This is a genomic window from Novosphingobium lindaniclasticum LE124 (genome assembly GCF_000445125.1).
Taxonomy (GTDB): domain Bacteria; phylum Pseudomonadota; class Alphaproteobacteria; order Sphingomonadales; family Sphingomonadaceae; genus Novosphingobium; species Novosphingobium lindaniclasticum.
This window is the reverse complement of the sequence record NZ_ATHL01000151.1, coordinates 99,994-111,165: the sequence shown is the minus strand read 5'-3', so window position 1 is coordinate 111,165 and position 11,172 is coordinate 99,994. Positions and strand designations below refer to the sequence as shown.

Here is an 11,172-nt window from a genome sequence, read left to right as displayed (position 1 = left end):
GGGAGCGATCCCGGCGGGTCTTTCCTTGTGCTCCATTGCTGCACGTCAGGCGAGTGCAGCAATCTCCATCTCGACGCGCAGCCCTGCGTCTTCGCAGTTACGGGCGAGCCGCAGCACGAGACGCTCGGCGAGCGGTTCCCAGCCTTGCTCGCCCCAGCGCTGGAGCGCGCGGGGTTCCACCGGCACGGTCACGCGGCGGCTCTCGCCGGCAGCGAGTTCGACGCGGGTGAAGCCCACCAGCGCCGGCTCCGGATGGTCGCGGTAGACCTGCACGACGTCGCTGCCGGTGCGCTTCGACAGGTTGGTCACGGTAAGGTGCAGCACGCCGCCTTCCTCCGCAGCATCGGTCCACGCGAAGCGCGCATAGCCCATGCCGGATCCGAAGGGATGACGCGCCGCCTTGCCGCGCGCCACAAGGCCCCGATAGCCGAGCAGCGTGCCTTCGCGATAGGCCAGCGTACCGTCTGCGTCGGGCCGGAGCGCGAAGGCGGGATAGTCGCGCTCGTCCGCCGCGATCGTCACCGGCAATCGTCCGCCCGGCTCGCGCCGGCCCGAAAGCACGTCCGCCAGCGCGCAGGCGAAACCCTCGCCGGGATACCAGACCGAAAGCACCGCCGCCGCCCTGTCTTCCCAGGCACTGTCGAAGGCATGACCCACGTTGACGATCACCGCCGTGCGCGGATTGGCGGAAGTGACGGCTTCGATCAGGCGCAGCTGTTCGGCGGGCAGCAGAGTATCGGGGCGGTCCTTGCTCTCGACGCTGGAGTCCGACGTCTCGCCGACGATCAGGAACACCGCATCCGCCGCGCGTGCAGCATCGACGGCGGCCTGCAGCATGTCCTCGGCGCTGCCGGGCCCGCGTAGGCCATACCAGAGACCTTGAACGCGCCCGCCGGTCCACGAGAACTCGACCGAAATCGTGACCTCCTGACCTTCGGCAAGGTCGAGGCTGACATGATCGGAATCACCGCGCTTGAGCACGCCCATGACGTCACCTGCCGGGATATCGCCGCCCACCCCCAGCACTTCCTCGCCATCGACGAGAATACGCGCGACGCCGGTAGAGCCGAGGTGCAGCCTGTGCGCGCCGCCATGCTGCGCAACATAGCGGCCGCTGGCCCGCACCGATCCGGGCTCGGTGAAACGCGCCTGATCGTGGACGCCGACGAACCAGACGAGCGAATTGGTATCCCGGGTCTCCCGCGTCAGCACCTCGCCCGCGCAGTCCGGCGCGCCGAAATATTCAAGCGTCATACCCCGCGTGCAGCCGTCGCCGATATCGAGCGCGGGCACCACTGTCATGTTCGGCAGGCGCGGCTGCGGGTCGACGCCGGGTTCGAACAGGATCTCGCAAGACGCCCCATACGTCTCGCGCAGCATCGCCACGGGCGTCGGCACATCGGGCGAGATCGAGATCTTGGCGAAAGTGCCGCCCTGGAAGCACGGCGCCCAGGCATTGGGGCCGATCACCGCCAGCCGCTTGACCGATCCCGGCACGAGCGGCAGCATGCCGCCTTCGTTGCGCAGCAAAGTGAACCCGGCCGCGGCCGCCTCCACCAGCAGCGCCTCGGCTTCGGCGGCGGGCATCGGCGGCGCCTTGCCCGCGGTGATGCGGCGCGCGACCGCAGCGACGCGCGATGCCGCATCCTCGACGCGCGCCCGATCGACCGTCCCTGCCGCTACGGCCGCTTCCAGCTCGCTTCCCATGAAGCGCGCCGGTCCCGGCATTTCCAGATCGAGCCCGGCATTGATCGTGCCTTCGCTGGAGTGCGTGCCGAACCAGTCGCTCATGACCAGCCCCGCGAAGCCCCAGTCCTGCTTGACGACTTGCGTCAGGACATGGGCCTGCTCGGAACACCAGGATCCGTTGACTTTGTTGTAGGCCGCCATCAGCCCCGCGCAGCCGGCCTTGGCGGCATATTCGAAAGGCAGGAGGTAGACCTCACGCAAGGTCCGCTCGTCCACCCGCACGTCGACTTCGTCACGCGCGGTTTCGCTGTCGTTGCAGACCAGGTGCTTGGCGATCGAGCCGGTACCGGTCGATTGCAGACCGCTCACCCATTCCGCGCCGAGCACGCCCGTCAGCACCGGGTCCTCGGAGAAATACTCGAAGGCGCGGCCCGCCAATGGACTGCGCGCGAGGTTGAGATTGGGCGCGAGCACGGCATCGACGCCGCGCGAGACTGCCTCGCTTCCCACCAGGGCGCCGATCCGGCGCGTGAGTTCGCGATCCCAGGTCGCGCCGAGCAGGGTCGAGCAGGGGCTGAGCAAGGCGATGTCGCGCTCGTCCACCTTCCCGCTGGCGATGCCGAGCGGCCCATCCGACATGGTGAAGGCCGGAACGCCCGCTTCCGGCACGGCCAGCGAGGACCACATGGCGCCCCCCGCCGTGAGCGCGCAGGACTGCGCCAGGATCATGCCCCCGCCTCCATGCGGAAGCCCATGATCTGCCGCGCCTGCGCGCGCACGGCAGCGGCGATGCCGTCATCGGCCAGCGAACCGTCGGGTGCGAACGGCTTCTGCTCCACCGAATTGACGGCGACGCCTACCGGCGTCGGCCAGCCGCGCATGGCATGGACGACGTCGCGCAGGGCCGAAAGCGTAGTGCCGCAGGCCTGCCAGCCGGCCGCCGTGACCACCAGGCCGACCGGACGCCCCTCGAAATAGACGCGCGGATCGCCGCGCAGGTCTTCCAGCAGGTCGATGGCGTTCTTCACCAGGCCGGAATAGCCGCCGTGATAGCCGGGGCTGCCGATGACGATCCCATCGGCGCCGCGCACGGCTTCGACAAGCGCCTGTTCCTCGGGCGTGCGATCCGGTTTCTCCGGGTTGAAATGCGGCAGGCCGGCAAGCGCCGGTCCGTCGAACATCACGGTTTCAGCGCCCACTGCGGCACATTCGGCCAGCACGGCGCGCACGATCCGCTCGCTGGAAGAGGCCTGGCGGAAGGTGCCGCCCAGGCCCACGACCCGCCGGGGGGTGGATGAAATTTCGGTCATCGCATTCTCCTCAAGCGGCGCGGCCTTCTTTCGGGCCGCGCCGGCCTCTTCCTCGTCAGGCGGGAACCGCGGCCTTGAACGCCGGCATGACCTTCTCGGCCATGAGGCGCAAGGTCTGGTCACCGTAAGCCAGGCGCTGCTCGGTAAGCGGCCCGGTGGTCGTGCCGCACAGCACATTGCCGATGCCGAGTTCGGCATAAGGCGCCAGATGCTCCTGCACCGTCTGCGGCGAACCATAGAGGCACCAGGTGCCGATCCAGTCCTCGCTGAGGGCGTCCGGCGTGCGGTCGGTCTTCCGGTTGGCATCGTCGCTCTCGGCGCGGGCGTTGAATTCGGCCTCCCGCTCGATCGCTTCCTGGTAGCTGCGCAAGATCACCTCCAGTTCCTCGCGCGCCTGGTCGTCGCTGTGCGCGACATGGACCACCTGGTAGGTATGGGTCGTCCAGTCGAGCGCGGACTTCACGACGTCGTCGGAATGTCCGGCTTCGAGCAGGAACCCCTTGTAGATCTCGAACCACTTGCTGACGTGGACGAAAGGCTCGGTGCCGCCGATCTTGGGGGGCGTGAAGGCAGGGATGAACGCCGGCCAGCCATTCTCGGCGGCGCGGCGCGAGCTGGCCTCCTTCATCGCCACCGGCATCAGCCGCGCATGGCCGGGCGTGTAAGGCGCCGGCGTGATGCGCTGGAGCACGCGGCCCTTGTACGGCCCGTTGTCGATCACGACCGCCGGATCTTCCATGTCCTTGGCCCAGAGCTGCTCGGCGAGCGCCAGGTTGTTTTCCGCGATGGCCCCGGCGTCCCGATAGTCCACCGCGAAGCCGATCATCTCCTCCGGCGTGGTGCCGGAACCGACGCCGACCAGCAGCTTGCCCTCGGTCAGCTGGTCGAGGATGTTGATCCGCTCGGCAAACCGCACCGGATGGTGCAGCGGCACCGAGACGACCGAAAAGCCGAAGTGCATCTGCGGCATCTGCGCGGCGAGGTAGCCGGCGAAGATGAAGCTGTCGCTCGCCACCGGCATGTAGCCGTTGAAGTGGTGGTCCGGCAGGAAGATCGCGTCGTAATCGAGATCGGCCGCCAGCTTCGCGTGAGCCTCCAGATCCTTCATCAGCTTGCGATCCTGATCCGGACCGAGCGAACGGGCGTTCAGAAATACGGAAAAGCGCATCTTCCCCTCCCTTCGGGGCAAGGCCGCCGCCGCGATGACGTGCGTGCCGAATGAAACAGGAGTAAATTAGAATTGACGTTCTTATTTCGATAGGCTGTTTGTCGCGGTCATGTCAACACGCGCAAAGCCCCGCTCGGCCGAAAAAAAGCTCGCCGTCGATTCCGTCAGCCGCAAGCCCCAGCAGGGGCGCAGCAAGGCCTCGCTCGAACGCATGGTGGCGGCAGCCGAAAAGCTCATGCTGGAACGGGGGAGCGAGGACTTCACGCTCCAGGAAGTCAGCCAGGAAGGCAGCGTTTCGATCGGCTCGATCTACTTGCGATTCGAAAGCAAGGAGAACCTGGTCCGGGCGGTGATCGCCAATCATCTCAAACGCATGTTGCAGCGGGAGGCCGAGATGATCGAGCGCGTGAAGGCGCAATCCCATTCGCTGGCGACCGTGGTGCCGGTCTATGTGGAGAACTATGCCGAGCTGCTGCGCGAAGAGGCGCCCTTGCTCCGCCAGAGCATGGCCCGCGCGGCCTTCGACCCGCTCGTCGCCGATCCCGGCCGCCAGAGTGCCAATCGCGCCGCCGCGCTCGGCATGGAAGCCATGCTGGAATATCGCGCGGAGTTCGGCGGCAGCGACCATGAGCGCAAGGCCAATGCCGCCTATCAGATCATCTTCGCCACTCTCGCCCGCCAGCTCAGCCTCGGCTCCACGGGAGAATCGGTTCATCCGCAGGACTGGAAGGAGCTGAAGATCGAACTCGGCCGCATGTGCCTGGCCTATCTCAAGACCGATATCTGAAGCGGCGCCTACGAAAAGGGGCGCGGCATCGATGCCGCGCGCCCTTCCCTTGTTGCTGCCGCGTCAGAAGTTGACGCTTGCCCTCACGCCGTAAGTGCGTGGGGGCTGGAACTGGTAATTGTTGGTGTGCGAGACGAAGTTCTGCTGGGCATAGGCCAGCACGTTCTTGTCGAACACGTTCCGCACGAAGGCGATCACCTTCCACCCGCCGTGGTCCGGCTCGTAGCCCAGCGAAGCATTGGCGATCACGAAGTCGCTGGTCGAGATATCGTCCAGGTTGAAGGCCGAGAAGTAGTATTTGGACGAAAACTTCGCATCGACGTGCGCGGTGATCTTGCCCGCCCCCACGGCGAAGTCCTGGTCGATCGAGCCGGTGACGGTGAACGAAGGCGCATTCGGCAGGCGATTGCCGCTGATGTCCTGCGGATTGCCGTCGCCATCGTTGACGACGATATCGTCTCCAAACTTGGTATGCAGATAGGCGGCATTGAGGCCGAGGCGTGTCGTTTCGCCCAGCAGCGCCTTCACTTCGCCCTCGATGCCGAAGATCTTCGCCGAACCGACGTTGAATATGCCGCTGCCCTGGAGAACGTCGGACGTCTGCGAAGCCTGATAGCCACGATAGTTGGAATAGAAGATATCGCCGTTGATCTGGAGGGTATTGCCCAGCAGCGAGTTTTTGGTGCCGATCTCGAAGGCGTCGAGCTGTTCCGGGTCGTAAGGGACCGAGGCCGAACTGCCGTTCGAGTTGAAGCCGCCCGACTTGTAGCCGCGATCGTACTTCGCATAGATCAGGGTATCGGGGGTCGGGCGATAGTTGAGGCCGACATGCCAGGTCGGCTGGCCGTCGCTCAACCGGCCGAGACCGGGCGTGGTCAACCGAAGAGCCGGGGCGAAGGGGCTGGCCAGCGCGGGAAGGAACAGCAGGGCCTGCCCGGTGCGCGTCTTCTTGTCCCAGGTGTAGCGGCCGCCCAGGCTCACTTCGAGCTGATCGGTCAGGTCGTAGTCGACCTGGGCGAAGACGGCTTGCGAGCGGGTGCGGATCTTGTAGTCGAACTTGATGCCGTACTGGTCTGGCTGCGCCAGAGCCTCCAACGGGCCGCCCACGGCGAAGGGACCGGTCATCTCGCGGTTGAACAGGCCGGAGTCCACCGTGTTGTTCTCGCTGAACCGGAAGTAGCCCGCCTGGAAGAACAGCTTCGAGGCGCTGTCGTTGCTGACGCGGAACTCGTGGTTCCAGGTCTTGGGGCGCTCGTTCTGCCGGAACTGCCGGTTCGCCGGATATTCCGGCCCCGTGGCGTCCAGGATGTTGTTCCAGTTCTGGCTGTCGTAGCCGCCGGCATAGATGAAGTTGAGGTTGCCGTCGGTGGCATAGGCCAGTTCCCAGCGGATGCGATCGCCTTCCAGCGTGGTCTTCTGCGGGGAATCACCCGGAAACGCTCCCAGGTTCTTGAAGCTCGGCTTGGGTCCGCCCAGCGCGCCGCGCAAGATAGCGTCGCCGTTCACCGTGCGCGAATCGTGCTGGTAGGATACCCAGGCGGACAGGCCGCCCGACCGATAAAGCGCCTGAAGGCGGCCCGAGGCGAAGTCCTCGTCATCGCCCGAGGTGGTCGGTCCATCGATCCTGCGATAGCCCTTGTGGGTCAGGTAGGTGCCCGAAGCGCGGATCGCGAAGGTATCGCCCAGCGCCAGGTTCGCGCCCATCTCGCCGTTGAAGGTTCCGTAATTGCCCACTTCGACCGAGCTGTAGCCGCCATTGGCGAATTGCGGCCGATTGGTGATGATGCTGACCAGGCCGCCGGTGGAATTGCGGCCGTTGAGAGTGCCCTGTGGCCCCTTGAGCACTTCGATGCGGGCCAGATCGTACATCGACGAATTGAGGGAGAACGAGCGGTTGGTATAGAAACCGTCGCGTGAGACCGGAACGGAAGGGTCGCCGATTTCCGTCACGTCGGTGGAGGCGATGCCGCGCACCGCGACATAGGCCGCGCCTGCCGAGGGAGAGATGTTGACGCTGGCGTCGATGCTGGCGAGATCACGCACCGAGGCGATGCCCGCGTCCCGCAGGGCGTCGCCCGAATAGACGTTGAGCGCGGTCGGGGTGTCCTGCGCGCTGGAGGCGGTGCGGTTGGCCGTGACGATGATGTCGCCCAATCCGCCCGGCGCCTGCGATTCGGCCGGCCCCTCCTGCGCCATTGCCATGGCTGGCATGGCCAAAGCCGATACGGAAACAAGAAGACAGTTCAGTCTCATATACCCTCCCCATCATGTCTGGAGCCACCCTCTGGGGCGCTCTTTATAAAACCATAATCCTCATTCTAATTAACTCAGCCGCCGCGCCTCGTCAATATGGACCTCGTGCGCCGTCTCGCACCGTATACGGATTGATTTCTCTTCGACCTTGGCCCGAGATGTGCGTCACGACCTCATGGCGGATGAACGGGAGATCGAGACGCTGAAGCGGCGTCTGGCGCTATGTTAACAGGCGCGAGAGCGAGGAACGACTGCGGGCGGTGCTCGACAGTGTGGGAGACCCTTTCTCCGTCGTCGACCGGGACCGGTGCTTCCTGTTCGCCAGCCAATCCGCGCTCGACACCTGTGGCAAGCAGGAGGCCGTCACTCCGGCGAGACGACCGCCGGCTGACCCGCCCCCGACCCGCTACGCCCCGTCGTGAGATTTCCCCGGCACCGCTTCGGCGATCGGCAGGTCCATGGTCGCCACCACCGCCTCTTCCAGCAGCCGGGCGAACTGCGCACTCTCCAGAACGAAAGGTCCCGGGCGATTGATCAGGGTATTGTTGAGCACGCCGTACATGACCTGGAAGGCGAAGCGGATCCGGTCGACATTCACGCTGCTGCGGTCCAGTTCCGGGAGGCCGAACACACGATCGATATAGGCGGCGGCGAGATTGCGGGCATTGCGGCGGAAGGGCTCCCACGCCTCTTCGCAGTCCAGGCTGACCTTGAACGCGGAACGGAAGAACGTCTTCTGGCGCATATAGCGATCTACTTGCGCGGCCATGAGTTTCGGCAGGATGTGCGCGAAGTCCTCGTCCCGGACCAAGCGTTCCAATAACGGCCCGGACTCGGCGGCGGCGAAGACCATCACCGCCTTGAACAGCGTGATCTTGTCAGGAAACCGCGAATAGAAGGCGCCGGTCGAACATTGCGCGGCGGCGCAGATGTCGTTGATGCTCACCTCGTCAAACGGCACCTTGCGCGCGATGTCCAGGGACTCGCGGATCAGGCGATCGCGCAGGGTCCGGCTGCGCGATTGCTGCGCCGGGATCACACCGACGCGGGTGAGATCATCCTCGATATCGGGCGCAAGGCTCGCTTCCATCACCCGGCGGGCATTGCCGATGAGACGCACCTTGTCCATCGCGATAAACCGAACGCGACTCTCATTCTTATTGACCCCAGAGGGAGGCGAATGTTAGGCGGATGCCAACAAGCCCGGTCAGGGCTGAATTTACAGGTCGAGAGGAGTTTCATGATTTTCCCCCCGCGCATCCCCATGCTCAATCGCCGCAAGATCCTGCAGGCGGCCGTGACCACCGCTGCGGGAGGGGTTCTCGCAGGCTCCCCTTCCTCGCTGCTGGCGCAGACCGGCGCGAAGACCGCTCCCGTCGAAGGCGCGAAGCTGGTTCTGCTCGGCACCAAAGGCGGCCCGCGCGTGGGCGGCACGCGCTCCAATCCAGCCAATGCCCTGGTCGTGGACGGCAATGTCTACGTCATCGACACCGCCATGGGCGTGACCGCGCAGATCGTGAAATCCGGGCTGGACCTGGCCGATATCCGCGCGATCTTCATCTCGCACATGCATTCGGATCATCAGCTCGAATTCGGAAACCTCGTCTACAACATGTGGGCGGCGGGCGCTCTGCGCCGTCCGATCGACGCTTACGGTCCGGTGGGGATCGAGGCGATGGCAGCGGATTTCTGGCGGCTCAACCGGATGGACATCGCCACCCGCATTGCCGACGAAGGTAGGGTGGACCCGGCGACGCTCCTGCACGCTCGCGATTTCGCAGCGAAGCAGGGGCTGGTCATGTCCGGGGACGGCGTCACGGTGACGGCGTTCACGACCCCGCATCCCCCGCTCGACAACTTGGCCTACCGCTTCGAAACGCCTTACGGCAGCGTCGTCTACTCGGGCGACACCGCCTACAATCCCGCCCTGGCGGACTTCTCCAGGGGCGCCGACGTGCTGGTCCACGAAGTGCTCTACGTTCCCGGCGTCGATGAACTGGTGAAGCGCGCGAACGGCACGCCGACTTTCCGCAACCACCTGATCGAAAGCCACACGACCGCCGAACAGGTCGGCCGGATCGCCGCGCGCGCGGGAGTGAAAAAGCTGGTGCTGAGCCATTTCGTTCCCGGCGACATGGAGTGGATCACCGACGACATGTGGCGCAGCGAAGTCGCCAGGCATTACAAGGGCGAGATCGTGGTGGGGCGCGATCTCATGGAAATCCCGCTCGGGTAAGCGGCCAGAGAACGACGATGCGCAACCGGACTTTTCCGCTGCGCGATCGGAGCCTCGCCGGATGCGTGACGATCGGACTGCTCGTGCCGGGCTGCGCTTTCGCAGCCGCGGGCGATGACGCGCAGCCCCTTCCCGCACCGCCGGCAGCCGTTCCGACGCCGCAGCTCGCTCCCCCGCCTTATCCTGCTCCTGGCCATGCTCCGGCCCCTGATCTTGGCCCTGCTTCGGGCTCCAACCCCCGCTCCACCCCCCGCGATCCGCTCAAGTCTCCCTTCCCGGCCGAGGCCGATGGACAAGGTCCCCGCACCGGTCCCAACTACATGATGCTGCGCGGCGCGGAGGATTGGCGGTTCCTCCGCGATCGCCGGGCGAAGCGCGACTGGGCGTCCCCGCTCAAGTTCATCCCGCTGAGCGATGACGGCAATGTGTCGCTGACACTGAATGGAACGCAGCGCAGCAGCGTCAGCCTGTCCACCCTGCCGCTGCTCTCCGATACACGGGACCGCATCGAAGTGCTCTCGCGCACGGCGATCGGCGCCGACCTGCGGATCGGGCCTGCGGTGCGGTTCTATGGCGAACTGGCTTCGGGGCAGATCTTCGGCAGGAACGAAACCCGCCACATCGCGATCCAGAAGAACGACCTGATCGTCCAGCAACTCTTCGCGGAAGTCCGGGCGCCGTTCGGCTCCGGACCCGGCGCGGGTGTGGCGCGAGTCACCGTGGGGCGGCAGGAATTCTTCGACGGGCCGCGCTTCATCATCAGCCCGCGCGAAAATCCCAATATCCGCGTTTCGATGAACGGCGCGCGGCTGTCGATGGACTGGCGGCGCTTCCGCTTCAGCGCCTTCCATTTCGAACCGACCGCGCAGGGCATCGGCCTGCTCGACGACCGGATCGGCAATGGCGAGACGCTGAGCGGCGTCTATTCCAGCTTCGTCGTCGCCGGCGCCGACCCGAAGAGCAAATCCGCCGTCTACTTCGACCCGTTCTACTACCACTTCGTAAAGGACGAGCACACGCTCGGCCGCCTTTCGGGCAAGGACCGGCGGGAGACTTACGGCGCCCGGCTCTGGGGTCGTCTCGGACGGGTTGCGTTCGACTGGTCGGCCCTCAAGCAGGACGGCCGTTTCGGCGTTCGCCAAGTCGATGCCTGGGCCCTCAGCACCAACCAGTCGGTCGGCCTGGGAGCGGGAAGCTCGGCGCCGAGGCTGGGCTTCCATGCCGACTACGCCTCGGGCGGCGGCACCTTCGAAGGTTCCGGGAAGGTCGGCGCGTTCAATTTTCTCTACAATGCCACCGTCATCTTCAGCGACGACAATTACCTGGGTGCCATCAATCTCATGGGGATCGCCCCGACGCTGACGGTACCGTTGAGCAGGAAGTTTTCCCTGACCGGCGAAATCGGTTCCTACTGGCGCCCCGATCGGAACGACGCGGTCTATCGCGGCAATTCCCAGATCTATGCCGGCACCCGGAACGTGAGGGGCAGGCATGTCGCCAACATGGCCCGGCTCCGGGCGAACTGGACGCCGGACCCGCACGTCATCCTGAGCGGCATCGTCAACTATGCAGAAGCCGGAAAAGTGCTGCGCCGCGCGGGTTATGGCGACAACCTGTTCGTCCAGACGAACATGACGCTGCGGTTCTGATGGGGCGGCGAGGAGACCGCGCGTGACCCGGAAGGGCATGTGGCCTGGAGCGGCGCCCGCAGGGGCTGCCGCTCCAAGGC

8 protein-coding genes are annotated in these 11,172 nt (G+C 65.6%); 3 read left to right on the top strand and 5 right to left on the bottom strand.

The features are described from left to right. Positions 1–45: 45 nt before the first annotated feature. From L284_RS45530 to L284_RS45520, 3 genes are read right to left on the bottom strand one after another with little or no spacing between them, the layout of a single operon-like run. Entirely contained in the window at positions 46–2,418 is a 2,373-nt protein-coding gene (locus L284_RS45530) for a beta-glucosidase (RefSeq protein WP_021236102.1), read from the bottom strand. Then, on the bottom strand, positions 2,415–2,999 hold the full coding sequence (locus L284_RS45525; RefSeq protein ID WP_031343218.1) for an NADPH-dependent FMN reductase: 585 nt from the start codon (positions 2,997–2,999) through the stop codon (positions 2,415–2,417). The genes L284_RS45530 and L284_RS45525 overlap by 4 nt, the downstream gene beginning before the upstream one ends. Before the next feature lie 55 nt (positions 3,000–3,054). Beyond that, positions 3,055–4,167, bottom strand: coding sequence for an LLM class flavin-dependent oxidoreductase (locus L284_RS45520; protein WP_021236100.1), 1,113 nt, complete (start codon positions 4,165–4,167; stop codon positions 3,055–3,057). 109 nt (positions 4,168–4,276) lie between these two features. On the opposite strand from L284_RS45520, the gene L284_RS45515 reads away from it, so the two are divergent. Continuing rightward, on the top strand, positions 4,277–4,954 hold the full coding sequence (locus tag L284_RS45515; RefSeq protein WP_021236099.1) for a TetR/AcrR family transcriptional regulator: 678 nt from the start codon (positions 4,277–4,279) through the stop codon (positions 4,952–4,954). 63 nt (positions 4,955–5,017) lie between these two features. Here the strand turns inward: L284_RS45515 and L284_RS45510 are convergent, their stop codons facing one another. Together L284_RS45510 and L284_RS45505 are read right to left on the bottom strand one after the other, a co-directional pair. After that, positions 5,018–7,165 carry a TonB-dependent receptor gene (locus L284_RS45510; RefSeq protein ID WP_160172159.1) on the bottom strand — a complete coding sequence of 716 codons (2,148 nt, stop codon included), beginning with the start codon at positions 7,163–7,165 and terminating at the stop codon, positions 5,018–5,020. A gap of 448 nt (positions 7,166–7,613) precedes the next feature. After that, positions 7,614–8,336: a TetR/AcrR family transcriptional regulator gene (locus tag L284_RS45505; protein ID WP_021236097.1), complete on the bottom strand. Its 723-nt coding sequence runs from the start codon at positions 8,334–8,336 to the stop codon at positions 7,614–7,616. 111 nt (positions 8,337–8,447) lie between these two features. Here L284_RS45505 and L284_RS45500 point away from each other — a divergent pair, with 111 nt between their 5' ends. Together L284_RS45500 and L284_RS45495 are read left to right on the top strand one after the other, a co-directional pair. Further along, positions 8,448–9,443 (top strand): MBL fold metallo-hydrolase, encoded by a 996-nt coding sequence (locus L284_RS45500; RefSeq protein ID WP_200861691.1) that lies wholly within the window; start codon positions 8,448–8,450, stop codon positions 9,441–9,443. A gap of 17 nt (positions 9,444–9,460) precedes the next feature. Then, positions 9,461–11,092 carry an alginate export family protein gene (locus tag L284_RS45495; RefSeq protein ID WP_021236095.1) on the top strand — a complete coding sequence of 544 codons (1,632 nt, stop codon included), beginning with the start codon at positions 9,461–9,463 and terminating at the stop codon, positions 11,090–11,092. Positions 11,093–11,172: the final 80 nt, after the last annotated feature.

Excerpts from the sequence above, each read along its gene's own strand:
- L284_RS45500 (WP_200861691.1), top strand. The coding sequence starts at position 8,448 with ATGATTTTCCCCCCGCGCATCCCCATGCTCAATCGCCGCAAGATCCTG.
- L284_RS45515 (WP_021236099.1), top strand. The coding sequence starts at position 4,277 with ATGTCAACACGCGCAAAGCCCCGCTCGGCCGAAAAAAAGCTCGCCGTC.
- L284_RS45495 (WP_021236095.1), top strand. The coding sequence starts at position 9,461 with ATGCGCAACCGGACTTTTCCGCTGCGCGATCGGAGCCTCGCCGGATGC.
- L284_RS45510 (WP_160172159.1), bottom strand. The coding sequence starts at position 7,165 with ATGCCAGCCATGGCAATGGCGCAGGAGGGGCCGGCCGAATCGCAGGCG.
- L284_RS45505 (WP_021236097.1), bottom strand. The coding sequence starts at position 8,336 with ATGGACAAGGTGCGTCTCATCGGCAATGCCCGCCGGGTGATGGAAGCG.
- L284_RS45525 (WP_031343218.1), bottom strand. The coding sequence starts at position 2,999 with ATGACCGAAATTTCATCCACCCCCCGGCGGGTCGTGGGCCTGGGCGGC.
- L284_RS45520 (WP_021236100.1), bottom strand. The coding sequence starts at position 4,167 with ATGCGCTTTTCCGTATTTCTGAACGCCCGTTCGCTCGGTCCGGATCAG.
- L284_RS45530 (WP_021236102.1), bottom strand. The coding sequence starts at position 2,418 with ATGATCCTGGCGCAGTCCTGCGCGCTCACGGCGGGGGGCGCCATGTGG.